Annotated in this window: 22 protein-coding genes and 2 pseudogenes; 18 read left to right on the plus strand and 6 right to left on the minus strand. The window is 67.9% G+C overall.

The features are described 5' to 3' along the window. Positions 1-90 precede the first annotated feature (90 nt). The 14 genes from ACFVVX_RS15155 (at position 91) to ACFVVX_RS15220 (ending at position 15,181) form a co-directional block, all read left to right on the plus strand. Positions 91-1,125: a helix-turn-helix domain-containing protein gene (locus ACFVVX_RS15155; RefSeq protein ID WP_387945445.1), complete on the plus strand. Its 1,035-nt coding sequence runs from the start codon at positions 91-93 to the stop codon at positions 1,123-1,125. Between the two features lie 563 nt (positions 1,126-1,688). Then, positions 1,689-2,120, plus strand: coding sequence for an ATP-binding protein (locus ACFVVX_RS15160; protein ID WP_387945447.1), 432 nt, complete (start codon positions 1,689-1,691; stop codon positions 2,118-2,120). Positions 2,121-2,309: 189 nt separating this feature from the next. Then, positions 2,310-3,500, plus strand: a complete 1,191-nt coding sequence (locus tag ACFVVX_RS15165; protein WP_387945449.1) for a hypothetical protein — start codon at positions 2,310-2,312, stop codon at positions 3,498-3,500. A 186-nt stretch (positions 3,501-3,686) separates the two neighbouring features. Further along, positions 3,687-4,232, plus strand: coding sequence for a papain-like cysteine protease family protein (locus ACFVVX_RS15170; RefSeq protein WP_387945451.1), 546 nt, complete (start codon positions 3,687-3,689; stop codon positions 4,230-4,232). Between the two features lie 237 nt (positions 4,233-4,469). Next, positions 4,470-5,867 carry a DUF1996 domain-containing protein gene (locus ACFVVX_RS15175; protein WP_387945453.1) on the plus strand — a complete coding sequence of 466 codons (1,398 nt, stop codon included), beginning with the start codon at positions 4,470-4,472 and terminating at the stop codon, positions 5,865-5,867. A 476-nt stretch (positions 5,868-6,343) separates the two neighbouring features. Further along, positions 6,344-7,222, plus strand: coding sequence for a trypsin-like serine peptidase (locus ACFVVX_RS15180; RefSeq protein WP_387945455.1), 879 nt, complete (start codon positions 6,344-6,346; stop codon positions 7,220-7,222). Positions 7,223-7,353: 131 nt separating this feature from the next. Continuing rightward, entirely contained in the window at positions 7,354-8,067 is a 714-nt protein-coding gene (locus ACFVVX_RS15185) for a DUF4142 domain-containing protein (RefSeq protein ID WP_387945457.1), read from the plus strand. Beyond that, positions 8,064-9,164 carry a hypothetical protein gene (locus ACFVVX_RS15190; protein ID WP_387945459.1) on the plus strand — a complete coding sequence of 367 codons (1,101 nt, stop codon included), beginning with the start codon at positions 8,064-8,066 and terminating at the stop codon, positions 9,162-9,164. The genes ACFVVX_RS15185 and ACFVVX_RS15190 overlap by 4 nt, the downstream gene beginning before the upstream one ends. Positions 9,165-9,214: 50 nt before the next feature. Next, positions 9,215-9,625: a hypothetical protein gene (locus ACFVVX_RS15195; RefSeq protein ID WP_387945461.1), complete on the plus strand. Its 411-nt coding sequence runs from the start codon at positions 9,215-9,217 to the stop codon at positions 9,623-9,625. Positions 9,626-9,671: 46 nt separating this feature from the next. Next, positions 9,672-10,496, plus strand: coding sequence for a hypothetical protein (locus tag ACFVVX_RS15200; protein ID WP_387945463.1), 825 nt, complete (start codon positions 9,672-9,674; stop codon positions 10,494-10,496). Beyond that, on the plus strand, positions 10,493-11,944 hold the full coding sequence (locus tag ACFVVX_RS15205) for an NADH-ubiquinone oxidoreductase-F iron-sulfur binding region domain-containing protein (RefSeq protein ID WP_387945465.1): 1,452 nt from the start codon (positions 10,493-10,495) through the stop codon (positions 11,942-11,944). Before ACFVVX_RS15200 ends, ACFVVX_RS15205 begins: the two co-directional genes overlap by 4 nt. 311 nt (positions 11,945-12,255) lie before the next feature. After that, positions 12,256-12,396: a hypothetical protein gene (locus ACFVVX_RS15210; RefSeq protein WP_387945467.1), complete on the plus strand. Its 141-nt coding sequence runs from the start codon at positions 12,256-12,258 to the stop codon at positions 12,394-12,396. Between the two features lie 427 nt (positions 12,397-12,823). Continuing rightward, positions 12,824-13,900 carry an RICIN domain-containing protein gene (locus tag ACFVVX_RS15215; protein WP_387945469.1) on the plus strand — a complete coding sequence of 359 codons (1,077 nt, stop codon included), beginning with the start codon at positions 12,824-12,826 and terminating at the stop codon, positions 13,898-13,900. Positions 13,901-14,440: 540 nt separating this feature from the next. Then, on the plus strand, positions 14,441-15,181 hold the full coding sequence (locus ACFVVX_RS15220) for a hypothetical protein (protein ID WP_387945838.1): 741 nt from the start codon (positions 14,441-14,443) through the stop codon (positions 15,179-15,181). Here the strand turns inward: ACFVVX_RS15220 and ACFVVX_RS15225 are convergent. Beyond that, positions 15,064-15,558: an NAD(P)/FAD-dependent oxidoreductase gene (locus ACFVVX_RS15225; protein ID WP_387945471.1), complete on the minus strand. Its 495-nt coding sequence runs from the start codon at positions 15,556-15,558 to the stop codon at positions 15,064-15,066. The genes ACFVVX_RS15220 and ACFVVX_RS15225 overlap by 118 nt on opposite strands. A gap of 574 nt (positions 15,559-16,132) precedes the next feature. Beyond that, positions 16,133-17,233: an Arm DNA-binding domain-containing protein gene (locus tag ACFVVX_RS15230; protein ID WP_387945473.1), complete on the minus strand. Its 1,101-nt coding sequence runs from the start codon at positions 17,231-17,233 to the stop codon at positions 16,133-16,135. On the opposite strand from ACFVVX_RS15230, the gene ACFVVX_RS15235 reads away from it, so the two are divergent. From ACFVVX_RS15235 to ACFVVX_RS15245, 3 genes are read left to right on the plus strand one after another with little or no spacing between them, the layout of a single operon-like run. Continuing rightward, a complete protein-coding gene (locus tag ACFVVX_RS15235; protein WP_387945475.1) occupies positions 17,165-18,532 on the plus strand; it encodes a dsDNA nuclease domain-containing protein in 1,368 nt (455 codons plus the stop codon). The genes ACFVVX_RS15230 and ACFVVX_RS15235 overlap by 69 nt on opposite strands. Beyond that, positions 18,529-19,104, plus strand: a complete 576-nt coding sequence (locus ACFVVX_RS15240; RefSeq protein WP_387945477.1) for a hypothetical protein — start codon at positions 18,529-18,531, stop codon at positions 19,102-19,104. Before ACFVVX_RS15235 ends, ACFVVX_RS15240 begins: the two co-directional genes overlap by 4 nt. Beyond that, complete coding sequence (locus ACFVVX_RS15245) at positions 19,104-21,044, plus strand: hypothetical protein (RefSeq protein WP_387945479.1); 1,941 nt, start codon at positions 19,104-19,106, stop codon at positions 21,042-21,044. Before ACFVVX_RS15240 ends, ACFVVX_RS15245 begins: the two co-directional genes overlap by 1 nt. Positions 21,045-21,098: 54 nt before the next feature. Here the strand turns inward: ACFVVX_RS15245 and ACFVVX_RS15250 are convergent. Continuing rightward, a pseudogene (locus ACFVVX_RS15250) lies at positions 21,099-21,422 on the minus strand (hypothetical protein); the annotation flags it as partial. Positions 21,423-21,426: 4 nt separating this feature from the next. Between ACFVVX_RS15250 and ACFVVX_RS15255 the strand changes: the two are divergent. Next, a pseudogene (locus ACFVVX_RS15255) lies at positions 21,427-21,633 on the plus strand (DNA translocase FtsK); the annotation flags it as partial. Positions 21,634-21,729: 96 nt separating this feature from the next. On the opposite strand, the gene ACFVVX_RS15260 reads toward ACFVVX_RS15255, so the two are convergent. From ACFVVX_RS15260 to ACFVVX_RS15270, 3 genes are all read right to left on the minus strand, one after another. After that, complete coding sequence (locus tag ACFVVX_RS15260; RefSeq protein ID WP_387945481.1) at positions 21,730-23,589, minus strand: ATP-dependent helicase; 1,860 nt, start codon at positions 23,587-23,589, stop codon at positions 21,730-21,732. Continuing rightward, entirely contained in the window at positions 23,573-25,564 is a 1,992-nt protein-coding gene (locus ACFVVX_RS15265) for an ATP-dependent endonuclease (RefSeq protein WP_387945483.1), read from the minus strand. The genes ACFVVX_RS15260 and ACFVVX_RS15265 overlap by 17 nt, the downstream gene beginning before the upstream one ends. A gap of 349 nt (positions 25,565-25,913) precedes the next feature. Next, positions 25,914-26,783 (minus strand): WD40 repeat domain-containing protein (locus ACFVVX_RS15270; RefSeq protein ID WP_387945487.1); only part of this gene is annotated, 870 nt, incomplete at its 5' end.

A 26,783-nucleotide genomic window follows, 5' to 3' on the forward strand; every position in this document is an offset into this window, starting at 1 on the left:
ACGCCGCAGGCCCCGTACACCGCACTGATGGCAGACCCCCGGTCTGCACGCTGCGGAGGAAACGCACAACCATCCTGAAGAGGTAGCACCATGAACGAAATGATTCCGCAGCTTAAGCAGCTGCCCCAGGGGGTCGACCGATCCCTCCAGGGAGTCGTCGAGTCCCTCGTCAGAAACCTGATGGAGATCGTGGAACACCGCCGGCAGGAGGAACCGGCCGAGCTGCGGCCCCCCAGGGAGGAACGCTGGATGGCGGTTAGGCAGGCACTCGTCTCCTCCCTCGAGAACGGCTGGCCGGGCGGGAACGGGACGGCATCTGCGGACCCGGAGGCCAGCGAGAGCGAACCTCCCCCGTCGCACACGCCCTACCCATCGTCAGCCGAGCAGAACGCCCCGGGCAGCCCGGCGCAGGCCCGCCGCCTCTTGTTCGATGTCCTGACAGGAAGGATCGCAGTCTCCACGGATGCCGTCCGGTCCCTCTCCGCCGTGATCGGGTGGCCAGGTCTACCCAAGGAGGTGCAGCTGATCGCACTGGCAGAAGGTCGCGCCATGCCTCGCGTGGCCCCTACGGAGGCCCTCATAGTCACGGCCGGCCCCGGGGAACTCAACATCCTGGTGCGCGAACCTACCCACCGGGGACCCTCGATCCTCAGGTATGTCCTCGACGGCCGCTTGGCTGTCGTCAGTCCCGTCGTGGCCCTGAGCGAAGCAGGATCCTCGCTCCGCTGGGCCCGTCGGCTCTTCGGTTTCTGTCGGACCCACCAGCCGTCCGCGGCGGGCGCCGTGTACGTCGAGGATCACCTCTCCACCCTCTTGCTGCTGCAGGACGAAGCCCTGGCCGGATTCGCCCGCGAGACGGTCCTCAAACCGATGGAAGGGCTCACCTACCACCAGCGCACCCAGCTCCGCGAGACACTTACCGCCTGGCTGGAAGCAGGAGGGCCATCGGCCACCGCCAAGGCACTCGGCGTGCACCCGCAGACCGTCCGGTACCGGCTGCGGAAACTGGAGAAGCTGTTCGGGCGGGCCCTGTACGACCCGCAGACGAGACTCGATCTGGAGATCGCCCTGCGCATTCACCGTCTCGCCCCAGCCCTCCAGTGGAGCAGCACCGTCCGGCGGTGAGCAGGGGGACACCCGCCAGCTGTGCGAAGAGCGCTGGCCCCGCACACCCCGTGTGATCGATCGAGGTGCTTCGGATCGCCACCTGGTCGAAGACGCAATGCCCTGCTACGTCGTAGAGGTTCTCGAGTATCTCACTTGGAGACACCGTGAGTGGCTTGACGTTCAAGCTCGTAGAAGTTTTGCTCGGACTTTCTCTCGACCTCGCGTTCATCACCTGGCTCATCAAGGACGCTGACAGGCTCGCAGGCCTCCTCACCCGGCGTTTACGTCGCCACCACGCCGGCGCTCCCGTTCGGACCGACCGGCTCGGAGTCGTGGCTACGGGCAGCGCAGCGGTTGCCAGTCAGTCGCACGGGACGCTCACCCACGATTCCTGCCCTGCATTGGTGGCCCGACCCGACGCCGGCGTCGGCGAGGTGGATCCGGTGTCGATCCGGCACCACCACGTGCCCGCTATGTCCGGACCTCGGTATGTCGTGCTCGTTTGTCTCATGGCCGGTGACGGTGAACCCGGCTCCCCGAAGGACCCAGTCACTCCGCCCGGACCAGGCCCCAACGAAACCGTGCTGCGCCGCCGGATCGGTCAGGCCGACCTCGCCCGGATCTCCGAGGTCCGCGCCGAGCTGCGCGACGTGCTGCGCCGCTGGGGGGTGGCCGAGCTGATCGACACGGCCGAACTGCTCTCCTCGGAGCTGGTCACCAATGCGATCCGGCACACCGATCGGGACGCGGTTCTCACCGCCCGGCTCTACCGGGAGCCGGCCGCCGATGGCGGCCGGGCCCGGCTGCGGGTCGAGGTCGAGGACGAGTCGGACGTCTGGCCGACCCGCCGCACGCCGGGCGACCAGGCCCCCTCGGGCCGCGGGCTGATGCTGGTCGAGGCGCTGGCCGATAGCTGGGGCGTGGAGCCCCGGGGCTCGGGCAAGCGGGCGTGGTTCGAGCTTAAGACGGCTCTCTGTACCTCTCCACTGCCTCGGCGGACCACCTCGACCTGAGTCACCCGCCGACAGCCGACGGTCTCCACTCAGGACTCCTCAACTCCCCAGGAAAGGACGAAGAACGATCATGCTTACCATCCGCGCGACCTTCAGCCCGCGCAGTGCTCCACTGTTACCCGGACCGGCGTACATAGTGCAGGCGAACGGTTCCCAGCCGGTCGTTTTGCGCAGTGCCGGGACATTCGCATGGTGATCACCGTGCACCGCGAGGCCCGGGGGCACATCCTCCTCCTCGCCACTGCGGCGAACGAGCGGCACCAGCGCTTCGACCCCGAAGTCGGGGTCGCCGCGATGGCCACGGTTCCGACAGGGCGGCTGCTCCCCGGCTGCCTCGGCCCCATTGACGTGATCCAGGTCATCAACCCCGGGGAACCGCAGTCGGTGCTGGCCCGCGTCCACGCCGCAGCTGTCGCCGAGGGGCCGCTCCTGATCTACATCTGCGGCCAGATCACTCGGGAACGCAAGCACCGGCAGGTCCACCTTCGGCTGGCGAAGACCACCGAAAGCAATACGCGGACCACCGCTCTGCCCTGGCAGTGGATCGACCTGGAGCTCGCCGGACGCAGGCCCGGTACCACCCGGGTCGTCCTCGACCTGCTCGGCGATCCGTCCTGCGGGAACCTTCACCCCAACGACCTTCAACTTCCGGCCCACGTGGACCGCTGGGGGACCGTCGCGAGGCCGGACCGCCGACGCACCTGGACGGTGCCCGCCTACACCAAAGCACTGACCAGGCTCGCCGGTGTACGCGGCACCAAACCGCTGTCACAGCTGCACGTCGAGGCCTTGGCAGAGGCGAACCTGGGGACGGGCGCCCTGGTGTTCGGGGGCAGCCCTTACCCTGCCGCTCTACCTGTTCCCGAAGGGCCTCCGCGGCACGTGGATCGTTTCCCACTGAACCCTCGGGCCGCACCACCGCGGCTCTCCGGTCCTCAACCCTCCGGTCCGGCCTCCGTGGCAACGGATCACCGTGCGGCCCTCGTACTCGCCATGAGGAACGGACAGCATACCGAAGCGACGAGACTCGCCGCGCTGTGGGAGCACCAGATCATCCGGCGCCACGGCTCGAATTCCATGCCCATGGGCGACGTCCTGGAGGCTCAGGCCTCGATCGCGATGGACAGTGGCAACGTCGCCCGCGCGGTCCAACTGTGGATCAGTACCGCACGCAACCGCACTCTCTGGTGCCGGCCGGACTCCGAGCCCCTCCAGCTGGCTTTGCGTAACGCTCAGGCCAGCTGGTTCCAGCTGGACCTGAGCTGGCCCCAAGGGCGACAACTGGGCGCCGAGCTCGTCGATGTCCTGCGCAACGCCGGACAGGTGGGAACGATCCCGGCCGTCGAGCGCCGACTGAACAATCCGCAGCCGGTCTCCTGAACCGGCTTGTTCCCCCATGATCAAGCGCCTTCCGTGCAATGTGCGGCTCGGATCCTGTGCTGGCGGCGCAACAACCTCGAAATATATGGCATTTCGGCACATCTCCTGTGGCTGGGGCTCGGATGCCCGGACGATTGAAACACGCAGATGAACCTCACGAAACCGCCAGTGAAGGGAATTTGAAGCATGCGCAACGAATCCGAGGAAACGGTGGAAATCGAGCACACGGCGGCTCTGCCGGCCACCGACTACTCGAGGGAACTCGCCTTCACACAGCTGGTCCAGGAGAAGTCGAACTGGTGCTGGGCGGCCACGGGTCTGAGCATCGCCCAGTACTTCGGAGCAGGACTGGAGGCGACGCAGAGTGACTTCTGCTCCCTGGCCGCCAGCCCGGGCTACACCTGGGACACCTGCCCCGACACGACCGCGACCATGGAGGTCGTACAGAGCGGCCTGCGTGGGCTCGGGGTCAAGCCGGGACTCATCGTCGACGGACCGATCGACCTCGACCTGGTCAAGGATGAGATCGACGCGGGGCGGCCGGTGCTGACCAGGGTGAACCTGGCATCCGGCGGTGCCCACGCCCTCGTCATCCACGGCTACTGGGACGACCACCTGATCTTCAGCGACCCGGCTCCCGACGCGGAGCGGCACCAGTCGATGGAGTACGAGCTGTTCCGGGAGAACGACACGTTCACCTGGGTCAGGTCCCTCGTCTGCAGCGTCGGATGACCGGGACGGACCGTGCCAGGCCGGCGACTACCTGAATGAGGTTGCTGGGCCGGGTCGCCTGTGATGTGTCCGGCCGCACCGGCCGGTACCGGCTGTCGTCGTAAGGGCCCGTAGCGCCGGTCGGGTACGGCGAGATCGTACCCGACCGGTTCGACGTCCGGCAGGGCGATCACAGCAGAAGCCGGCCACGAACGTCTGCCGTTCATGAGGAACAGCACTCGGAGAGTTCCCTGGTCGGTGGACACCACGGACAGAAAGGAAAGGGAAGTGAAGACGATACGCCGTGGCTTCGGCCCTGGTCTCGGGAACCGCTCCGTCCACGCCATGGGCTTTGCCGTCCTACTCGTCGGTGGATGCCTCGGTGTGGCCTCCTGCGCAGCGGAGGAGGAAGGTTCGCAGGCCCAGCTCGACATCCGGACCATCAGCTGCCCGGACATCGCCAGCAGTCTCTCCGGCGGCACCCCGAACAACCCGCAGGCGCAGGCCAGACTCGGCCTGCTCGACCAGCAGGTGTCGAACGCCTACGACACCCTGTCGGACTCTGCTGGAGGTACTCCGAGGGGCGAAGCCGAGATCCTCGCCGAAGTCGCCGAATTGCGCCGTCGGACCATCACGGAGCTCGCCGACGAGACCGGTGCAGCCCCGCAGCAGAAGGCGGAGATGATGGCCATGGCCGACTGCACCGTCACGCACGAGCCGGCGGGAGAGGAGATAGGCGTTCTCAAGGGAAAGGGCGGGAACGAGCGCCGGGGCAGTGGGCTGACCAGGCGGGACTACGTCGACATCACGCAGGTCACGCCCAACACCGGGCAACAGCAGCCGAACACCCGCCAGGCATCGACCGGCACCTTCACCTCCAAGTGCGGCAACAACGGGAACGACCCCCACATCAACCCCGACAACGTGGTCATCTCCCCTGGAGAGCGCGCCGCTGCCCACCACCAGCACGACTACGTGGGCAACAGGACCACGGATTTCCGCTCCACCGTTGAGAGTCTCCGCAAGGCGAGCACGACCTGTAGCAACGGAGACCTGTCGACGTACTACGCTCCCGTGGTCCGCCTTCTCGACGGTCGCCAGGAGGACGACGCGAAGGACCGCGGTGGAGGGCTGGACCGCAACCAGGGGACCATCCTCACCCCGGAGGAGTTCGGCATCACCTTCAAGGGGAACCCCTTCGGCAAGGTCAACCCCCTGCCCGACGGAATGGTGGCCGTCGTCGGCGACGCGAAGGCCTTCACCAACGGCCTGAAGAACGCCAGGGCCTCCTGGAGCTGCACCGGCTTCGAAGCCGTCCAGCTCCGGGACAAGTACCCGCTCTGCCCGAGCGGCTCGAATGTGATACGGACCTTCTCCTTCCCCAATTGCTCGAACGGGCAGGCGAACAGCGCAAATCACCGGACGCATACGGCCTTTTCCGGGTCGAACGGCCAGTGCCCGAAGGGGTTCGAACCGATTCCCCAGCTCGTCATGGCGGTCTCGTACCGCATCCCGCAAGGTGCGTTCTACGCGGTGGACTCCTTCCCGGAACAGCTCCACAAGCCGGTCACCGACCACGCGGACTTCATCAACGTCATGCCGAAGTCCCTGATGCAGAGGGCAGTGACCTGCATCAACAGCGGAACGAACTGCTGAAACCTGTCCACACCCAGGCGCGGAACCGCCCGAAGACCCCGGCCGGATCCGACGCCGGCACGGCGGACCACCCGCATGATCAGGAGCACACGTGGCCGACACCTCATCAACCACGATCCATCCACGACCCCGGACTGCTGTCCCACTAACGGCGCTCCAGCCGTGGTACCGAAGCACCAGCCAGATCGGACCGGCCCCCGTGATCCGCCCGCGGATCCACGATGCGTCCGATGGCGGAAGGGCGGCCGATGACGTCGGTCCTCCGTCGGCGAACGGAATGCTCGATGCGGGCACGTGACGCCACCCCGGGGCCGGGGCGACGGACGAGGGCCGTTCTGGTGGTCACCGCGCTACTGCTGACGGCTTCGTGTGCCGCGTTCGGTGACCCGTCAGTCCGTACGGGTGCGGCACCCGATCCGCGGGACGCAGGCGGCTGGACCGCCGCAGACTGGGAGCGCTGGGCGAACAGCCAAGGCATGCGCGCCGATATGACCGCGGGCTCGTGGAGCGGAGCGGACATGCGACAGGCCGGCGCGGCCGCCCGGATTCCGGGGGCCGTCGGAAACGCCCAAAGCGACCCGGTGCCGGTGGCCATCGCGGCCCGAGTGGCTGTCGGATCGCGCGGCGCCGGACTCGTGGCCTCCGGCAAGATCTTCATGCGGAGCTCTGCGGGCGCGCTGGTCTGCTCGGGGACGGTCGTCAAGGATCCCACCCGGCCGGGTCGGAGCAACCTGGTATGGACGGCCGCCCACTGCCTCCACGAGGGAAAAGGCGGTCGGCCTATGCGGGACGTCGTCTTCGTTCCAGCCTTCGACGGGAACGCCTCCACCGAGGCGGCGATGCACCCGCTCGGGATGTGGAGCGGGATTCGCTCCATCGTCTCGCCGCAGTGGGTGACGGAGGGCAGCGAACGTGGTGGCCCGGTCAGCCAGTTCGACTTCGGAATCCTTCGTGTTGCACCACCCGACGGTGGGACTTCCCTGGAGGAGACGGTCGGTGGCGCGTTGGACGTGGGCTTCGATGTGCCGAGGGAGCAGATTCCCTCAATGAGCGTGTTCGGCTACCCGGCGGGGCCTCCGTTCGACGGGACCAAGCTTCACGTCTGCCGTTCGCCGTTGCGTCCGACCCGGCTGTCGTTCGACGCCTCGCGCCCCACCATGCTTGCCGTCGGCTGCACGATGACCGGCGGCTCCAGCGGGGGCGGGTGGATCAGCGACATACCTGGCCGGGGCCAGATTCTCGTGAGCAACACCTCGATCGGTCCCACACCGGCCCAGTGGCTGGCTGGCCCCGCGCTGGGTACCGAGGCGCTCCGAGCCTTCCAGTTTCTCAGCGGAGCTCTTCCCACCCGCTAGTAATCGTCGCACCGCCGACGGGCGATGGTACCGCCAGGAATCCGGGAGCCGTTCCAAAGGCGCGCCGGCTCCATCTCGATACAACGCGGCAGTCATTCGTGCTGTCGCCGATGAAAGGTAGGAAAGGTCCCATGGCCTTCACACAGGGAACGGGCCGGGCCCCGTCCGGATCGCGTTTCAGGGGAATGGGGTTGATCGGCAGCCTGCAGCTTTCCAAGGGGATCGTGACCGGTGGCATCGTCCTCGCACTGGCGGCCACTCTCACGGCCCTGCTGATCCCGGTCAAGCTGTTCAGCGAGGCCCGCCGCAGCGGGGTGTTCGACCGTGCGGGCGCGACTCCTCCCGGGTTCACCGACGACAATCTCGGCGTGCAGGACACGCAGTTCGGCCCGCTCACCGCGGTCGACCGGGACTTCGTGCGGAGGGTGAAGCTCGCAGGCCTGTGGGAGGGCCCCGCTGGCCAGCAGGCTTTCAAAGCGGGGACGACCACCGCCGTCCGGAAGGCCGGCGAGCACATGGTGACCGGGCACCGCACCCTGGACCAGGTTGACCTGGCGGCGGCGAACGTGTTGCAAATCGTCGCCATGCCGAACAAGCCCAGTCCCGAACAGCAGGGCTGGCTGGACGAGATCCTCGGTGCGACCCCGCAGGATTTCGACGCGAAGTTCGTCCAGCTGACCCGGGCGGCCCACGGCAAGGTCTTCCAGGTCGTCGCCTTCACCCGGGCCAACACGCAGAACACCCAGGTTCGCAGGCTGGCCGACGAGGCTGACCGCACAGTCCGGGACCACATGGACGTTCTGGAGAAGACCGGGCTGTGGAAGGGCGAGGAGCAGAGCAAATGACACTGCGCAGGAGGTACTCGGAGATGTTCGCACGATTCGCCCGGTCCGTTCTGACGGGCACGACCGTCCTCGCTGTTCTGGTCGCCTCCGGGTGCGGGAGCCAGAACGAAACGTCGCGATCCGATGGCGGTGGCTCCGGCGCCGACCGTCCGGGGCTGATCCCGCAGGACGGTATGCCGGGCATGGGGGCCTCGGACACCCCCGGGCCGGGCGGCCTGGTGGTGAAGGAGGACGGGACGATCGGCCCGTTCCTAGCGGACGCCCTAGGTAACTCGTTGTACGTGTTTGACAAGGACACAGCCAGCCCCCCGAAGTCCGCGTGTGACCCGACCTGTACCCGGAACTGGATCCCGTTCCCCCCGGTGGACATCACCCAGCAGTGGCCCGGAGTCACGGGGAAGGTGGGGAAGCTCACGCGCGAGGACAAGAGTGAACAGCTGACCGTCGGCGGCCATCCCGTGTACCGCTTCTTCAAGGACGTGACGCCGGGCGACACCAACGGGAAGTCCGTGGCCAACTGGAGCTTGGCAGCACCGGACGGAACGAAGGCCAGCAAGCGCGGCGACGAGGGCAAGCGCGGCGACGAGGGCAAGGAGGGCGGGCAGGGCAAGGAGGGCGGGCAGGGAACCAAGGAGCCAGGCGGAGACCGGGGCACGCGCGCACCCGACAGGCCATCGGACAGGGAGACGGATCGGCGGGACGCCCGTGAGAAGGAGGAGAAGACCGACCTGCGCCTGACGGTCGTCTTCGTCCCCGCCATCGGCCGCGAAGTCCTCGCCCTCGGCGGACGCGTCCTCTACGTCAACGGGGATCGCCTGGCCCTGGGGTCCAGCAGGCGCTGCGTCGGGTCGTGCCTGAGGGACTGGCTCCAGTCCTCGATCATCGACCTCGCACTCGTTGCCCAGGGGATCGACCGGCGCCTCCTCGGGGAGATCCTGGTGGAGGACGGATCGCGCCAGCTCACCTTCAACGGACACCGTGTGTTCACCTTCTCGGCCGACGCCGGACCGACCGATGCGAGGGGCAACGGCAGGGACGGCTGCTGGTGGCCGATCACCCCCAAGGGCCAGTCCACCGGACCCGGGCAGGCGAGCTGATGGTCCGGCCGCGCCCCTTCGCAGGGGTCGGCTGGGCTCTCGCACGCCCGATGTACGCCGCTCTCGCCGTGCTCTGTTCGGTGACCGCGGCCGTGCAGACCTGGGGCCTCGTGGCCCCGGCCGGGCCGGGCATGCGCGCCGAACGGGCCGCTCTGACCCTCCGGCTGGGCTGCGTGGCCGAAGCGTCGTCGGAGACCACGGAGATAACCGAATCAATGTGCACTACCGAAGCGGTTCAGTACCGCATCCTCACCTTCTCCAGTGACGACGGCTGTCGGCAGTGGCTCGACCTGGCGAAGGACTATGGCGGGACCTACCTCACCGGCCGCAAGTGGGTCGTGGCGGCATGGCCGACCGAGTACCTCGTACCGCTCCGGCGTCGGCTGGGCGGCGTCCTGGAGACGGGCACAGCACACGGCGCGGCTGACGGGAAGGACGACCTGCACACGCACGGCGGCTGAACCTGGGCACGGGTCGTACAAGACTTGATCACGAAAGGCATGACGAATGTCCCCCTTCAATCGACGGACCCGGCCGCGCGCCAAACGTGCCGACACCCGCCCCGGCACGGCGCCACAGCCAGCCAGCACACCACCGCGCCGCCGCCGCCGCTGGCAACTGGTTCGAAGCCTCGCCTTGTTGGTGGGCGCCGCCGCCTTCGTGGTGATCTACCTGGGAGCAGTCCGGCTCTCCAACGGCGCACGGCAGTTCCTCGACTTCGGTGCGGGAGTGTTCGCCCTGGTGTGCCTGAGCTCGGCGGTCTTGTGGGGACTGGTCTCCACCGACCGCTTCCTCCTCTTCTCCGACCACCGCCTGATCGCCCAGAGTGTCCACCGGGTGCTCGCCGTGGCCGGGCTCGCTTTTCTCGCATTGCACATATGGATCAAGGTTGCCGAGCGGCACACGACGGGCGTGGCCGCGGTCCTGCCCTTCAGTGACGCCACGCAACCGGCCCTTGTCGGTCTGGGGACGGTCGCCGGCTACGGATTCGTCGGCGTGGCGGTGACCGGGGCCGCCCGCAGCCGCTTCGCCTCGCAGCGCGGCGCGCTTGTCTGGAGGGTCCTGCACATGACCTCCTACCTCGCCTGGGGAGCGGCTCTGGTCCACGGCCTGCGGTCCGGCAGAGAAGGTAAGGAGTGGGTCACCGTCTCCTACACGTTCTGCCTGGTGGCCGTCGCCTTCGCACTCGTATTGAAGCTGCGTTCGAACGGTCGACTCCCCGGCGGCCGACCGGCGGCCGTGCCGGGTCGGCCTGAAGCGACACCGCCCCGCCCCGGTAGTTCGCCCCAACCGCCCGCAGCGAGCACCGTCCAACGGGGCGACGGCACGTGAACGACATCCGGCCCACGGTCACCTCCTTCGGCCCGGCGCGTCTCCTGGCCGGTACCGATCGTGGCCGCCTCGACCGTACGCGGCACGTCGCCGTCCATGGCCCCATGCCGGTCCTCGGCCCCGACGAGGTGGTCGCCCTCACACGCACCATCGACCTTCGCGGCCGCGGCGGCGCGGGCTTCCCCTTCGCCCGCAAGTTCCAGGCGGTCATGGACGCACTACGGAGCACGGATGGGAACCCGGCGGTTGTTGTCAACGGCACCGAGGGCGAGCCCAGTTGCCTCAAGGACACCGCGCTGCTCCTCAACGCCCCGCACCTCGTCCTGGACGGTGCGGAGATCGCGGCAGTCGCACTCCGTGCCGACGAGGTCGCGATCGGTGTCACTCGCGGTGATGTGAAGGCATCAGTACAGCAGGCCCTGGACGACCGGCGCTCGCTTTCGGTGAGGATGCGCGTTGAGGAACTCCCGGAGCGGTTCGTCACCGGTGAGGGATCGGCCCTCATCAACGGCCTGAACAACAACGCGGCTCTGCCCTCCGGACGGAGGATCCGCACCAGTGAGCGAGGGCTGAACGGCCGGCCGACACTGCTCTCCAACACCGAGACCTTCGCCCAACTGGCCGTCGCGGCACGGGTGGGTGCGTCGGCTTACGCCGAGGTCGGCCTCCCCGACGAGCCGGGGACGGCCATGCTCACCATTGCGGGGGAGGCCGTCGTCGAGGTTCCCACCGGGGTGCCGCTGAACTACGTCCTGCAGATGTGCGGCATGTCGATCGGCCAGGGCCTCCTCGTGGGCGGGTATCACGGGATGTGGCTGAACCCCAGGGCGAGCGAAACCGCCCTGGTGTCCCGCGAATCCCTGACGGCCCTGGGGGCAACGCTGGGCGCGGGAGCCGTACTGCCGCTGCCCGAGGAGACCTGTCCGGTGGGCGAGACCGCTCGCGTGGCCCGCTACATGGCGGGGGAGTCGGCCCAACAGTGCGGCCCGTGCGTCTGGGGCCTGGCCCGGCTGGCCGACGAACTCGAGGCGCTGACGACCTACGGGGGACAAGCAGCCTACGACGCCGTCCTCTCCCACGCACGGGGGGTGCTCGGCCGTGGCGCGTGCTCGCACCCCGACGGCACGTCCCGATTCGTGTCCTCGGCGCTCAGGGCATTCCCGGAGGACGTCGGCCAGCACGTGTACGAAGGCGGATGCGGTCGGTCGGTCGTAGGTGTGCTTCCCATTGACGGCAACGACGTTGGCAAGGCCGAGCAGCGGTTACTGGTCGACTGGACGTTGTGCCGTGCGCATGGGCTCTGCGCGGAGGTACTCCCGGACGTCATCCAGCTGGGACCCGACGGTTACCCGTCGTCGGCGAGCATGCCGTTCCGGGAGAAGGACCTGGCGAATGCGGCGCGGGCTGTTCGGCGCTGCCCCGCCCTCGCATTGAGAGTCGTCGGTTGAGTGTGCCGGAACGCCATGGATATCACTTCAGCGCGCTTGTTGTCAGCAAGGTCGACGACGGGCTGGGAGCGCCGCCAATCCCGGGGCCCGACGAATGGAGATCCACGCGGATCCGAGAGCTCCCCCAAATCCCAAACAGGGATGGCCGTGGCCGGTACCCTGACTATCGCCGTCTCCCTGAGCTTGGCGCGCGCCCGGCCACCGCCGCCACCCGTGGTGCGGTCTCCCTGTGCAATTCCGTGCTCCCGACACAAGTGGGCACGGAGGAGAGCGGGTCGCCGACCAGTCGAACCGTTCCAGGGTGGTCGGCAATGGATGTCTGCATCTACGTCGACGACAAGATCGTGGCGCCCGTGGTCACGCTGAAGGACTGCGCGTTCTACGGAAACCTCGACGGCCAGGGCGCGCGATGGGGCATGCCGCAGCGCGACCTTCAAGGTCCCCCGCTGTAGTACCTCGTCGGACGCACTCACACTACGGCGGCGGGGACATCCTCGCCGGCCAGCGTATCGAAGCACGTCCTGCATTTCGACTTCGGTAGCCGCCCGATGCACTGAGGAGGCGGAAGGGGTGCTTGCGCTTCCTCAACCAGCCGCCACGGCTCTGGTCACGACCTGTGGTTACCGGTACGCGTGCGGGTTGCGCGCCGCGGTATTCGGCAGATAAGTGCCCCGGACCGCCCCGGGCGTTCGCCGCTCCCACGCCGGTGATCGCTCCAGCCGTACATGGAGACCCGTCCGGCGACGCAGGCGGCCTCGACCAGGCGGGTAACCCTGCTCTCACCTTTCCGGGCCGGTCAACGACGTCAACCACGCAAAAGTACATGCAGACGAGTCCCGCTCGGCGGACATGCCGGGCAGGCGGACACGGAGGTATCTGATGGGATTCACCGCCGGACGCAGCTATGTGATCAGGAACAGGCGCTCCTGCCGCGTGCTCAACGTCATGGGCAACGGCACCAACCAGGGTGCCACCCTGGACACCTGGGAACTCCAGCAGGACGGCCGCCGACCGAGCCAGGTCTGGCACCTGTTCCCGCTGGATCAGGGCAGCGCCCTGCTGGCCAACAAGAACAGCGGCCAGGTCGTCAGCGTGCGGGACAACAGCACCGCCCCCTCCGAGGAGATCGAGCAGGCCTTCGTTCAGGCTGACCGTATCGCCTCTCAGTCCTGGATGGTTCGTGAAGCGCCCGGCGGCGGCTACCACATTGTCAACAAGCGAAGCGGCCTGTACCTCAACCTCCACATGAACAACACCATGAGCGGCACCAGGGCCGAGCAGTACTACTTCATCAACGACCCGGTCGCCTGTCAGGTGTGGGACCTGGAGGTCGAGGACGAGTACAAGACCATCCTCGACCTCCAGCAGGTCGACACCGGCCCCGACGACATCGGCGACATCCTGCGCCTGACTGACTTCCGCCGCCCCGCGAAGTCGACCACCGAACGCGTCTTGATCGGACAGGTGGCCCTGCCCTTTCCCCTGGTCGACGACCCGGGCATGAGCGCCCAGGAACGAGCCCAGCGATCGCCCTACTACCTGCTCAAGCGATACGGCTCCTGGAAGATGGTCTACTACTACGAGCACAGCGGCGCCTCCGGTTACACCAAAACCCAGGAGATCAAGGTCGGGTTGACCACCACCAACTCCAGCGAGGTGAATTCGACCACCGGCATCTCCGTCACCGCCAACGCCGGCTTCAGCTTCTCCGGCCTCACCGCCTCGCTGAGCTCGACCGTCAGCTACCAGCTCCAGGTCACCACCGACTCCAGCACCTCGGAGTTGACCCAGCGCACCGAGACCGTCTCCCGCAGCTATCCGGCCGGCAAGCGGATCAGCGAAGCCATCTGGTACCGCGACAACACCTTCATCTTGGAACGCCTCGACGGCACCGAGATCCTCGAATGGACCGTCCGCGACTCCGGCACCTGCATCACTGACGCCTACCCCGACTGACCCGTCGCCCCGTACCCCGGGCCGCACAGGAACAGGCCCGGGGAGTGAGGGCCGGAACACGCAGCCTCACCGACTTATGCGGCATCGAAGTTGATCTTCAATGGCGGCCGGTGACAGAAAGGCTGCTGACGAGCCCCAAGGTGACAACCAGCGCGAGCGCACGGTGACAACCGTGGCGCTTCATCCCGAGGCTCGCCCCTAGGCCGCCCGGTGCCCAGGGTGACAGCCATCGCGTGTCGGCACACTGAGCCGGCCGCGCGCTGCCTCCAGGCACCGGGGGACCGTACGGTGCAAGGCCGGAAGGCCGGCGGCGCGCAACTGGAAGAGGAGCGCGGAATGTACTCCCGAGGCGAGCAACCCGGATCCGATCGGAGCCCGCACGACGAGGTGCTCCGCCGGCTTCCGCTGGACCTGCGGACACACCGCGGCGGCACCGGGAACGGCGGGCCCGGGCTCTCCGATGCGCTCTACTGGTTGCACCGTATAGAGCTCCTCTGCGCCGAGGCCGACCGTGTCTGCGGGCAGTACCGCGGACCCGTCTTGGCCACGGTCGACGACCAGGTGTGTGGGCGGGGCGCCAAGCACGCCGCCACCGTGCTCGCCGGCGCGGTCCGGGAGGCCGTCTCCCGGACCGGGCCGAGCGACCGCCCGCGTCCGCAGGGTGGGCAGATCGACTGGGAAGCCTGGGTCCACGCGACCTGCAGCATGCGGGCCGAATGGGCCATCTGCGCAGAGCTGGCGGCGGCGGGGACTGCAGTGACTGACCTGACGCACCTTGCCGACCGGGCGAGCGCCGTTTTCCGGTCGATGGCCGGCGTCGAAGCCTTCACCTGGTGGCGGACGGTGACCGATCCGCTGTACCGGGCATGGCTCGACGGGGTGCTCAGCCACACCGGCGCCCCGCCGGCACTTTTCCCGGATCGCGACGCGTTCTACCGTGCCCACCCCGCGCTAGCCGCCGACTGGGAGCCCGAATCCCAGCTGTCCCCGACTGATGTCTTTCCCCTGGGAAGTCTCGAACGCTACGTCTCGGACGACACCGGCACCTGGTGGGCAATCATCATCGCCGCTCCCAACTGGATCGACGACCCTCGCGCCTGGCCCCACCCCACGGCGGCCGTCGTGGCTAGCAGCGTGCCGGCGGGGGCGGCTCCCTCGTGCTGCTATGTCCTCGCGGACCGGGTGATCCCACGGAAGGTACTCCCGATTATCGGATCAGGCCACCCGCAAGACCGGCTGGAGGACGTCGCCGCCTGCCTGGCCTCCCATACGGGGGCGTAGACGCTCCCGGGAACCCGCTCCCGCCGGACGGCCCCGGATGTCGGGTGCCGAGGACCGGCCGGGCGGAGCAGTCCCACTGTACGGGCGACGTCGGCCAGCAGAAGCGCCTCGTGCAGTGCCCCGTCTCCTCCGCCCACCACTACGGCGTCACGGTCACGGACCGTGTGGTCGTCGCAGAGTGCGCTGACGTAGACGCCCCGGCCGGACAGTTCGTCCTCTCCGGGCACCCCGAGTCGGCGCGGGCACGATCCGGTGGCCACGATCACGGCCCGGGCCAGGTGGACGGTTCCCCGCGTGTCGGTGCGAGCTTCGTGGCGCCGGCGAATGCATGACGAGCCGGAGCAGATGCTACGCCGCCGGTGATCGGTGTCAAGCACGGTCGGCAAGGCAGGGCGGACGAGGTCGCGCTTCGTCGCGCGATCGCCTGGCGCCTCCGCCGCACCGCACTACCGCCCGTCAGATCGCTCGAGCGGCCAGCGGGCACAGACCTCGGCGCTCGCCGCACAGAGTGCGCACGGTACGGTCGGGCGCGGCCGGCAACCCGAGCACGGGTCCATGTGCGCCGGTCTGCCGCACGACGAGCATGACCTGGACGCGGCTACCAGAGCTCGCTGGCAGCTCGCGCACCTCTGGTGAGAGGGCCGGGGCCGGGTTTCGCCACAGACGCTGCACGGTCCGACGTTGCCGCGGGCCGCGAGGACGCCCTCGCACCCGAGGCAGACCGGCCCGCCAGGCACCGGGCGCCGCAGAGGTCGCACCCGCCCACAGCGCAGGCAGGCCAGCGCCTTCACCCCGATGATCCCGGCCGCCGCCAGGGACATGATGAGTGCCTGGACCGAGCGCGGTGCGTCGGAGGCCCCGCTGACCAGGGCGTCGGGACGGCGACGCAGGTGGTCGCGGATCCAGGTCCGGGCGGGCGGGGTCATGCCGCCGACGATCCGGGCCGCGTCCTCAGCTGGCAGCTCGGGGAGGAACGCGTTGATGCGGACGGCGAGTTCCACCCACTCCGGCGGCGGGGCCGCCCGGCCGGTCACAGGCCCTCCGGACGCCGAACGCGCACCCGCCTCGCCGGCGGTGCGACGGCCAGACCGTCCAGGTCGCCCGACGCGGTCGGCTTCGCGACCTGCCGGCGTACCTCCCGGACCTGGATGAGGTCTGCCGGCGAGCAGTCCAGGATCCACACAACGCGGCAAGGGTGTCCATCGACAGTCTCTGCGGTGGCTGCGTGACCAGCCGGAACGACTCGTACAGGAACAACCCGACGCGCAACGTGCGGTCCTCGTACACACCCCGGTACTCGGCATCCAGCACCCGCGCCATCTCCCGGGCCGCCTCCGCACGGCTGGCGAACCCACCCCGCCGCCGAGTCCGGCGCTTGCCGTCCTCCGGCGCCAGGTCCACCGTGTACGTCCACTGGCCATGCGCGCTGTCGGCGGCCAATCGCGGACACCATGAACCCAACTGCTTCCCACTGCTCCCGTCCTTGCACCCGCACCTGCGGTACACCTGACCACGCTTGGGACGGAGCAGCCACTCGGTCAGGTAGTCGGCGACGGTCAGGGTCTCGTCCAGTGCGATGCCGGTGCGCTCGGCTGCCAGGAATCGCTGCAGGGCGGTCAGGGCCGCGTTCTCGTCGGGGAAGCCGCTGCGGCGGCGGGTCTCGCGCTTGCCGGAGGTGGCGGGAAGGTCGACGGCGTAGGCCCAACGGCCGTGGTCGGACTGGGTGTTCAACATCGGGCAGCGTGCGCCGTACTGGCGTCCGGCGGCGTCGCGGCAGCCGCAGCGCCGGTAGACGCGCTGTCTGTCTGTGCTCCAGCGACCGCTCCAGTCGGAGGCGTGCAGCTCGGCATCCGTCGGCCGCGGCGTTCCGATAACGGATGTGATCAACCGGTTACGAGGTGCGCAATCCGTGTGGTAGTTGTGGGAATCCTCCGCGCCGTGGCCGTTTACAGTCGCGCGCGGTCGCTGGGACAGGAGGCGGCAGTGGTTGATCTGGTCGTGGCCGAGACCGCCGACGGACCTGATGAAGCCGGCAAGGAAGAGTTCGTCCATCCGATTTTCCGGATGGCGCCGAAGGAGGACAGCGGGTCCGACACGCTGCGCAACTACCGTTACCAGACCGAGGTCACTGCCCAGACATGCATCGCCATGCTCACCGCAGGCAACATTGACTACGTCGTCTGCGAATGGCACGAGGACCTCGTCGTCGCCTACACGGACGGCTCGGTCGAACTCGTCTCGGTCAAACACCGCGCGAAGAGTCGAACCCCGTGGAACCTGCAGGAGATCTGCAAGGACGGCGGCCTGGCCCATCTCTTCGACCGCTGGCGGGCTTGCGACGGCGCGGGCAACGTCAGGCTGCGCCTGGCCACGAACGCCGGCCTCGCCACAGGAATGACCGGAGCAGCGGCGCTCGCCGCCATGTGCGGGCCCGACCCGAAGACCACCGTCGGGGTAGACGCCATGGCAGAGAAGGTCAGCCGGCACTTCCTCAAGATCCGCTTGCAGCAGCCCTACGCCACCATCCCCAAGGTCCCCGACGTATCCAAACTCGCCGACATCGCCATCCCGGCCGGCTTCACCGACACGGTCAAAGACTTCTTCGCGGTGCTCCACATAGACGCCGAGCTGCCCTCCCGCGGAGACATCACCGATGTGAACCTGCAGAGGCTCCTACGACCGGCGGTCGAACTCCTGCAGCGCGAGAACGTGGACATCGAAGCCACCTACTTGGCTGTGGTCGAACGCATTGACAAGGCGAACCGCGACGAGAACGACCGCGCGCAGTACGCCGCCTACATCGCAGACCCGAGCAGGGTCCGCCACAACGTCCAAATCCAGCAGCGCATCGCCCGGCGCACGCTCTACCCAGGCACGATCCGCGACGAGTTCATCTCACGCCGCGCCGCCGTGCAGACCTTCACCCGAGGGAAGACCCCTATCACAGCCCCGGGCGGGGCGAACCTGCGCAAGAAGCTCGCGCGCGGCGGAGTCCCTTCCGACCAGGCCGCCCACGCCGAACGTCTGCGCTCCGCCTGGTACACGACCTGGGAAGAACACCGATCAGGACTGGCAGGCGACACCACCGACCTGGCGAACGTGAGCCTCGAAGTGGTCGACGCTGCCTTCGCCAGTCGCGACCAGGCGGAGAACGAAGCGCTCGACGGGGCACCCTACGGCCGGCGCATGAACCAGCTCCTCACCCAGCACCTCCTGCCCGAGAACCTCTCGTCGTCCCTGGCGTTCCCGGTCAACGGACAACACCTGCGCGGCCTGGCCTACGAACTCTGCGACCAGTGCGACTTCTACTTCTCCGAGCCGTTCGACACCTCCGAGGAGGAGGCGTCGTGACAAGCCGAAGCGACGACCACGCAGCCGCCATCGCGAGAGTCAGGGACCGGGCCCGCCGACAGGAGATGCGCGAAGCCGGCTACCACGAAGCCCGCATCCTCCTGCTGATCGACAAGTTCACCACCGCGAAGAAGGGCTTGGACGGGCTCACCAAACTCGCCAAGCTCGACTTCCTGCTGCGATACCCCGCCATGCTCGACCGCCTTCTCACAGAGGACGACATCCACTGGCCGCAGGGAGCACAGCCCACCGCTTCCGAACGCCTCGCCGTCGAGAGCCGCATGACCCGATACAAGTACGGCCCCTGGGACCAGCGCTACTACAGCGTCCTCGGATCCCTCGCAGCCCGCGGCCTCATCACCTACAGCGGCGCGAACCGCGCGGAGTTCCGCATCACCGCCAACGGCGCGATCGCCGCCACCGCGCTGACGGCAACCGACGAATGGGCCGTGGTCGCCCAGCGAATCGCCCTCCTGAAGCGGCACTTCAACAAGTCGGGGACAGCGTTGAAGACCCTCATCTACGACCGCCTGCCCGACGCGGTCGACAGGCCCTGGCGCACGGAGATCTGATGGCAACCCACCTCCGCTTCATCTCCCTGACCGTCACCACGGCCGACACTGAGAAGACCTACCGCTTCGACCAGCCGGCCACTGTCGTCAGCGGTGCCAGCGGCACCGGCAAGTCCAGCCTGCTCATGCTGCTCAAGTACGCCATCGGCGGCAAAGCCATGCTGACCCCCGCCGTCCGCAACCACGTCCACTCAGTACGGGCCGAGGTGGTCGTCGGCGAGCAGCACATGACCCTCAAGCGAACCATCAACGACAGCCGGACCGGCCACGTCGACATCCTCGACCCCGAGACCCTCACGCTGCGCCGCACCCTCCCCATCCGCGACTCCGCCGGCGGAGAATCCCTCTCCGACCTGCTCCTGGAAGCGCTGAGATTCCCCCGCGAGAGCATCGCCACCACCCGCGAGGGGAAAGCTACCGAACGCGACCTCACCTTCGCCGACCTCTTCACATACGTCTACCGGGACGCCCGAGGGATCGACCAAGAGGTCATCGGACACCTCGACACCTGGTTCAAGTCCGCGCGCACCCACCTCTTCAAGCTGATGTTCGGACTGACCGACAGCACCGTGCTGGAACTAGGAAAACTCCTGGGCAAGCTCAAGGAGCAACTCAAGGCGAAGACGGCCGAGTACGAGAGCGTCCAGCGCTTTCTGGCCGCCACCGACCCCCGCACCGACGAGGAACTCCGCGCCGAACTAGCCGATCTGCGCGACATGCTGCAGCGCGCCGACACAGCCCTCGCATCGCTGCGCCACGAACTGCAGGAAAGCAGTGCGGCCGACGCGGTCCTCCGCCAAGAACTCCGCACGGCGATCGAGGACGCGAGCAAGGCCACGCAGGAACTCCTGGCAGCCGAGGAACTCATCGAAGCCCGGGAAGCGGTCGTCGCTCAGATCGAGCTCGACCTATCCCGCCTGGAACGCTCCGCCACCGCCATCGAGAAGCTCCTGCCCTTCCACTTCGTCGTCTGCCCCCGATGCATGCAGAGACTCGACGCACGACCGGTGCCGGAAGGCCACTGCCTGGTGTGCCTGCAGCCCGACCCCGCCGACGACGACGTCGACCCGGCCGCGGTCCAGCAGACCCGCAACGCCTTGGAACAGCAACTCCAAGAGGCCCGAACCCTCCTGGCCGCCGACACTGAGGTCCTGCGCACCGCCCGCGAACGCGCTCAGCAGGCCGAATTCCTCACGCACAGCCTGCGCCGGCAACTCGACGCGCAGACCCGGGGGATGGTGTCTCCGCACTTCGAGGCGATCGCCGATGCCAGTGCCCGCGGAGCCACCCTCAGAGCGAGCATCGACGCGGTGACCCAATTGCGTGACTCCTGGGCCAGAGCCCGTGCGATCGACCAGACCGTCCGCGACATCAAAGCCCGCCGCACCCGCGCCACCGCCGACCAAAAGGCCCGACTCGCGGAGCTCGCCGCACGCAAGGGGCTGGTCACCGATCTCAGCCGGAACTTCGACACCATGGTAGCCGAACTCCGCCCAGCCCCGTGGATCGAGTCCGCAACGATCGATTCAACGACCTACCTGCCACTGATCAACAATGGTTCATTCGAGACTCTCCAGGCAGACGGTGGCGGCATCGTGACATGCATCAACGTCGCGTACAGCCTCACGCTTCTGGAATTCGGCATCACCCACCCCGACGTCCTCGTCCCGTCCCTGCTGATCATCGACTCACCACGCAAGGCATCGGGAACCAACGAACAGGACCAAGAACGCGGCCGCCGTACCTACCGCCGCCTCCAAGCGATCGCTGAGACCTTCGGGTCCCAAATCCAGCTGATCATCGCCGACAACGACTCCGCTCCCGTCCCCAGCAGCACCTTCGGAAAGATCGAACTCGACTACGACAACCCTATGGTCCCCGGCGTCGCCCACCCCGGCCCCGGACACACCGGCCGCGCGGAGGACGAACGCGAAAGCTGACAACGCCCAGCTCCTCGACACGCTCTCGGACAAACGAAGCCTGAACCGTTGCTGTCAGACGCGAGAGCCCTCCGCCTGCTGGCGACTCAGGAGGGTCGTCGTGAGTTCGACGGTAGCGAGGTACCACCAGAAGATCCAGTCGAGGAACGCCGGATCGTAGTCCTCCTGCTGGGAGGCGTCCCTGTGGCGGATCTCGAACTTGTTGGCGATCACGAACAGGGCCCCGTCGTCCGGCTTTCCGAGTTCGCTGCGGATGAGGTCGCGCCGCTCCTCCAAGATGCCCGCGAGCACGATCACCGCGGAGCGCTTCTCCTCGGTGGACGCGCCGCGGCTGCAGTAGAGGGCGATGGCGTGCGTGGTGCGCTGCTTGATGTCGGGGTCGGCCGCTGAGCTGGTCGTCACCAACCAGTTCGGGTTGACCTCGATGCTCCAGCGCAAGCTCCGGGTCGGCTTCACCAAGGCCGGCCGACTGATGGACCTGATGGAGTCGCGCGGCACCGTCGGCCCCAGCGAGGACTCCAAGGACCGCTATGTGCTGATCAGGCCCGACGAACTGGGCGGCGTCCTGATGATCGGAAAGGCCACATCGGGATTGCCGGGTCCCGCGAGACCGAGCAGAGAAATTCAGCAGCTCAGGAATAAGTGCTCTCCGCCGACATAATGGCTTACTGCAGCTCGGCCTGCATCAGGGTGACAGGCGTTGGGCCATCTCCCTGAGAAAGTCCGACGGGCCTGTTGTTAGCGGCTTGCCGTACACGGTGTGATGACTGCGGCCGTGGATCAAGTGCAGGGCTCGTTCTGCACGGGTGACGGCGACATAGAACGTGCGGCGCTGCTCCGCGAGTTCCTTCCCGTTGGGAGGACGCCAAGTGCCCCGGTCGGGCACGTCGAATGGAATGACCCCGTTGACCAGGCCGGGAAGGATCACGGTGTCGAACTCCCGACCCTTGGCAGAGTGGTAGGTCGTGAGCAGGACCTTGCCGAGGAGCGTCTCCCCCTGCGCCAGGTCCTGCAGCACGAAATCCTTGCGGTCGCACAAGCTGGCCAGGTCGTCGAGCGCGCTGCGGTTGTCCGCGTCGGGGTGCGTCTCGGCGACTCGGTCCAGTTCGAGGCTCGCGCGCAGCCGACCCAGCCATTCGGCGGCCGGGCCATCTGCAGGGAAGGGCGGGGCAGGGTCGAGGCAGGTCTGCAGACCTCGTAAGAGGGCCAGACGCGATACGGGCGGGGGAAGACGGGCTTCTTCGCGCAGCTTTTTGAGGAACTGCTCCAGGGCGGCGAGCGTGGGGGCCTCGGCCCGCTCCAGCATGCTGCGCCGCTTGGACGTGGAGGCGCTGTGGATCTGGTAGTTCGTCGCGGCGCGACTGGCGCAGCGCTGCACGAACTGGGATAGGGAGCCCTTGGGGAGTTTGTCCTCGCGCTCGAAGCGGAAGTCGAGGCCGCGCCGCGCCAGTTCAGCGAGGAGTTCGGTGAGAAGCGGCCCCTTCCTGGGGTAGAGGATGGCGATGCGCTCAGGTTGGACACCCTGCTGAAGGGTGGATTGGACGAGATCGCACGCCTGGATCGCGTGCTTGTCCAGGCCGCCCAATGCGCGCCAGGCCCGGAAGTCGCCCGTTGGGGCTCCTTCCCGTGCGCGGCGTTCACGTGTGATCCCGAGTGCGGCTTCAGCGACCTTGATGATCACCTCTGCGCTCCGGTAGTTGACTTCGAGGGGGACATCGCGGAAGTCGGCCCGAGTGGCGAGAGCAGTGAGGTACTTGGCGTCCGCACCGGTGAATCCGAAAACTGACTGGTCTGTGTCTCCAACGGCGAACACGCAGATGCCAGCGAGGTCGCGGAGGGCGACGACGAGGGCGTGGAGGACGCCGCCCATGTCCTGGTACTCGTCGACGATCAGGTGAGGGAAACGCGCTCGTAGGAGGTCCCGGACGGGTCCGTGCTCGCGCACGATGCGCAGGGCCCGGACCACCATGGCCTCGAAGTCGATCTCGCCTCGCTCAAGGAGTTTCGTCTCGTAGAGTCGGGCTGCTCGAACCTCGCGTGGGTCGAAGTCGTCGAGTGGCTCGTCGCAGGCGACAGCGCGGCGGATCCTGGTGATCTCGGCCGTGCGGTGCTGGGCGAGAACCTCAGCGATTCCGATCCGGTCGAAGCATTGCTGCAGGAGCCTCCCCGAGGCCGTCTCGCTGAGGACCTTGCCGGCCTGCGGTGCTGGCTCGCCGGTGATGGCCGTGAAAGGGCGCAGGATCTCGTTCAGGCAGAAGGCGTGCACGGTGGAGCACACAATGCGGCCCTCGGCGCGGACACCGCGCTGGAATACTCGGCGGCGGATTTCGTCGGCGGCCGGGTTGGTGTAGGTGATGCAGGCGATGCCGCGAAAAGCGGACACCTGAGTCTCCAGGAGGTAGGCGGCTCGGGCGACGAGTGTCCTGGTCTTGCCACTGCCAGGGCCGGCCCGCATGACCACGTTCCCGGGATGCAGGACGGCAATGCGCTGGTCGGGGTGAAGGTCTTCGAGTTCGCTGAACAGCGTGTCACTGACCTGCAGCATCAGGATCCTCCGGCTCGCCGCCGTCTCCTGTCTGCGCTGGGAACAGCGGCTGGCTCCGGACCTTGTGGGAGATTTTGTTCAAGGCCAGGAACAAGTACGAGGCGGTCCCGAGACGGGCGAGAGCGGCCTCGTCCACGTCGGCGGCTGGGTCGCTAACTCCCGCAGCACGGCGAATGACGGAGGGGAGGTTCGTGGCGCCGAGGTGGGCGGCGAGGCGTTGGGCGAAACGGCCCTTTCCGAGGGCGGAGATGCGGGTGAGCATCTTCTTGCGGGCATCGGCGTCCACGAAGGCGGCCTGCTCGTTGGCGACCCCCGCGCGCACCTCTTTGATCGCCGTGGGACTGCTGCTCAGCTCCTTGAAGGCATCGACGATCTGCTGTCCGAACAGGGTACACAGGTCAGTCTCAAGGGTCTGAGCCCCGACGAAGACCCCACGAGCGCGTAGTCTTCCGACCAGGGGGTCGCGTTGCTCGGTGTAGTCACCCGCGTCGACGTCGGGCAGCTGATCGATCAGAGTGCGCAGGGGCCTCCGACTGGCCGCCGTGGGGCTGAGCTTCGCGCCGCGCTTGAGGCCTGCCTCTCTCACGCCACGCGCATCCGGTGCTGCGTCCCCGTCGGTAATGATCACGTGCGGGGTGTCCAGGCCCCTCGGGCCGAGGAGCGCCCGGTACGGCTTGAAGTCGGTTCCGTGCGCGCTGGCGACGACGGCCCCATAGGCGTTGAGGTCGAATTCTGCAGCAGCGGCTAAGGCGGGTAGCACGTACAGCTCGGCCAGGCCTTCGACCAGGATGACCGCCGAGGCGAACAGGACCTCGGCGCGGCTCACATCGATGTAGCGCTCCAGATCAGCCGCCTCATCCTCGGTGACCGGCAGTCCCGCGGTGCTGACGCCCACGGTGCCCTCGTCGGTGTTGCGGAGCACGACGAAGGAGCGGATGGGCGCGACCGCGGCGATGTGCGGGCTGTGGGTGGTGAGGGTCAGAGCTGTTCCGCTGCGCAGCAGGTATCCGAAGAGTTGGCGCTGCAGACTGACGTGGAGATGGGCTTCGGGCTCCTCGACCGCCACCAGGGTCGCGACGAACTGTTCGCCGAGCCGTTGCTGACTCAAGGCCTCCAGGAGGAGGCCGAGGTAGATGACGTTGGCGCTGCCGAGGCTGGTGTCGGAGATTCCGCGGCGGCGTGCCGCGTCGACGAACAGCCGGATCGACCTGATGAGTTCATCCGGCCTGGTGGAGGCGAAACCGAGGGTGGGCTCGATGGCCAGGCGGGGCCCGAACATCTTGGCGAGCCGGTCGGTCAGGTGCCGCTCAAGCTTCGCGACGTTGGCGTCCTTGGTTAGCTGGTCCACGGCTGTGGCAACAGCTGACGCGGTGTCTTCCAGGTTGTCGGTGTCCAGTGGGAGGCGCTCAAGGAGGTCCCGCAGGGGGTTACGGCGCCACTGCTGGAGGTCCCCCTCTGCGTCCCGCAGGGCCGGCAGAACCCGCAGGGCGATCTCGCGGCGGATGGTGCGGACCCCGGTGCTCTCGTTGTGGCCGCCGAAGACCGTGAAGTCGTAGTCCTGCGCGGTGAGCGGCCGATCGACGGGAACGATCTCCTTAGCAGTGCCGTCGATCTCCGTGCGGCGAACGAAACGGTATGTCAGCCGCGCGGTGTACGGGCTGTAGTCGATGGTCGCGGCGGACAGCACACTCTTGGCGTCGACGTCGTCGTCGAAACCCTGCAGGTCGACAACGACCGTAACTTCGGCCCCGCCGGTCAGCCCCGCAGGATGCCCCTCCCAAATGTCCTCGGCTCGTAGCTGGCGCCGTGAGTCTGGGAGCGAGGGATCCAGGACCAGCCGGACAGCCTCCAGCAGGTTCGACTTACCGACCCCGTTCTCTCCCACGATCACTGCGTGGGCGGGGAAGTCGTCGATGACCAGGTGCCGAAAGTTGCGGAAGTTCTGGATCTCGATGCGCGAGATGTGCAGGCCCATTCGTCCCCTTGCTGGACTCCGCCGTGATCTGTATGGACCAGCATTCCAGACACTCGCGCGGCTTGAGGTCAGTTCCATGGTCGCGATTTCACTCGGATCGGCCCGGCGGCCGGGCACAGCAGCGGGTGCTCTGCTGCCGACGTCCCACTCCCTCGGGCAAACGGGAGAAGACCGCAAGACCCCGGCCGCTGGAGGGTGGGGCACCGGGTGCTCGACGCGCCAGCGACTTCGGCTACGATCCGCCGGGCAGCGCAAGGCAGACGCTCGGCCGGTCGTCCACGCAGGGGTAGCATCACGCCAGGCCTACGTGATGACGTCGGCGCGGCCGGACTAGGCACTGTCCTGGCGATCATGTTGTGTCAGTGGGTACTGATGAGATGTCGATCGTGAGGTAGCCCGAAGCGGTTACTGCGACGAGGAGTCCGCGGTGTTCCGTTAGAGCACGAACTCGGTCTGCCAGGAGGAGCGTGTGTGTGGTCCTGGTGCGCGGGTTCCAAACTCGCACCGTCCCGTCGTCGCCGCCGGTGGCGAGGCGGGGGGTGCCGTCGGGCGCGGTGAACACTGCGACCGCGTATACCCCGCCGGTGTGGCCGGTGAGGGGCTCTCCCACCTGGGTGCCGGTGGCGGGGTCCCAGATTCGCACCGTCCCGTTGCTGCCGCCGGTGGCGAGGCGGGGGGTGCCGTCGGGCGCGGTGAACACTGCGACCGCGTACACCCCGCGGGTGTGGCCGGTGGGTGACTCGCCCATCTGGGCGCCGGTGGCGGGGTCCCAGATCTGCACCGTCCCGTCGTAACCGTCGGCGCCGGTGGCGAGGCGGGGGGTGCCGTCGGGCGCAGTGAACACCGCCGTTGCCCGTACCCGGCCGGTGTGGCCGGTGAGGGGCTCTCCCACCTGGGTGCCGGTGGCGGGGTCCCAGATTCGCACCGTCCTGTCGCTGCCGCCGGTGGCGAGGCGGGGGGTGCCGTCGGGCGCGGTGAACACTGCGACCGCGTTCACCTCGTCGGTGTGGCCGGTGAGGGGCTCGCCCACCTGGGTGCCGGTGGCGGGGTCCCAGATTCGCACCGTCCCATCGTCGCCGGTGGTGGCGAGGCGGGGGGTGCCGTCGGGCGCAGTGAACACCTCCACCGCGTTCACCTCGTCGGTGTGGCCGGTGAGGGGCTCGCCCACCTGGGTGCCGGTGGCGGGGTCCCAGATTCGCACCGTCCCATCGTCGCCGGT

The organism is Kitasatospora sp. NPDC058170, assembly GCF_042883905.1.
Taxonomy (GTDB): Bacteria; Actinomycetota; Actinomycetes; order Streptomycetales; family Streptomycetaceae; genus Kitasatospora.

Coding starts and splice junctions, on each gene's coding strand:
- ACFVVX_RS15155 (WP_387945445.1), top strand. CDS start 91: ATGAACGAAATGATTCCGCAGCTTAAGCAGCTGCCCCAGGGGGTCGAC.
- ACFVVX_RS15165 (WP_387945449.1), top strand. CDS start 2,310: ATGGTGATCACCGTGCACCGCGAGGCCCGGGGGCACATCCTCCTCCTC.
- ACFVVX_RS15170 (WP_387945451.1), top strand. CDS start 3,687: ATGCGCAACGAATCCGAGGAAACGGTGGAAATCGAGCACACGGCGGCT.
- ACFVVX_RS15180 (WP_387945455.1), top strand. CDS start 6,344: ATGCGCGCCGATATGACCGCGGGCTCGTGGAGCGGAGCGGACATGCGA.
- ACFVVX_RS15185 (WP_387945457.1), top strand. CDS start 7,354: ATGGCCTTCACACAGGGAACGGGCCGGGCCCCGTCCGGATCGCGTTTC.
- ACFVVX_RS15190 (WP_387945459.1), top strand. CDS start 8,064: ATGACACTGCGCAGGAGGTACTCGGAGATGTTCGCACGATTCGCCCGG.
- ACFVVX_RS15195 (WP_387945461.1), top strand. CDS start 9,215: ATGTACGCCGCTCTCGCCGTGCTCTGTTCGGTGACCGCGGCCGTGCAG.
- ACFVVX_RS15200 (WP_387945463.1), top strand. CDS start 9,672: ATGTCCCCCTTCAATCGACGGACCCGGCCGCGCGCCAAACGTGCCGAC.
- ACFVVX_RS15210 (WP_387945467.1), top strand. CDS start 12,256: ATGGATGTCTGCATCTACGTCGACGACAAGATCGTGGCGCCCGTGGTC.
- ACFVVX_RS15215 (WP_387945469.1), top strand. CDS start 12,824: ATGGGATTCACCGCCGGACGCAGCTATGTGATCAGGAACAGGCGCTCC.
- ACFVVX_RS15230 (WP_387945473.1), bottom strand. CDS start 17,233: ATGGACGAACTCTTCCTTGCCGGCTTCATCAGGTCCGTCGGCGGTCTC.
- ACFVVX_RS15245 (WP_387945479.1), top strand. CDS start 19,104: ATGGCAACCCACCTCCGCTTCATCTCCCTGACCGTCACCACGGCCGAC.
- ACFVVX_RS15260 (WP_387945481.1), bottom strand. CDS start 23,589: ATGCTGCAGGTCAGTGACACGCTGTTCAGCGAACTCGAAGACCTTCAC.
- ACFVVX_RS15265 (WP_387945483.1), bottom strand. CDS start 25,564: ATGGGCCTGCACATCTCGCGCATCGAGATCCAGAACTTCCGCAACTTT.